Here is a 408-nt window from a genome sequence, read left to right as displayed (position 1 = left end):
CAAGAACATCATCCGCCGCAGCGGCGAGAACATCTCTGCGCTCGAGGTCGAGCAGGTGTTGCGCCGTCATCCGGGGATCGCGGACGTCGCCGTGACCTCGGTGAACGACGCGGTGCGCGGCGAGGAGGTCATGGCCTGCGTGCTGCCCGCGCTTTCGGCCGCGAAGGACGCGCAGGCCGCGCGGCGGATCACCGAATGGGCGCTGACCCAGCTCGCCTACTACAAGGCGCCCGGCTGGGTGGCCTTCGTGGCGGCGCTGCCGACCACGGCGTCGCAGAAGCTGGAGCGCGGTGCGGTCAAGCAGCTGGCGCCCACGCTGCTCGACACACCCGCCTGCTTCGACCTGCGCGCGCTCAAGCGACGCGATGCTATCGTCGGGCTCGCATCGGAACCGCCGGAGATCGGGCA

1 protein-coding gene is annotated in these 408 nt (G+C 70.6%); it reads left to right on the top strand.

Going from position 1 to position 408, the window contains the following annotated elements; all coding sequences use genetic code 11:
• The coding region (locus D7Y13_RS44075) for an AMP-binding enzyme (protein ID WP_147452762.1) at nucleotides 1–408 on the top strand (408 nt) is incomplete at both ends.

Origin of the sequence: Corallococcus praedator, from assembly GCF_003612125.1 — a bacterium.
Lineage (GTDB): Bacteria > Myxococcota > Myxococcia > Myxococcales > Myxococcaceae > Corallococcus > Corallococcus praedator.
The sequence above is the reverse complement of the archived record's forward strand: the minus strand, read 5'-3'. Positions and strand labels throughout refer to the sequence as shown.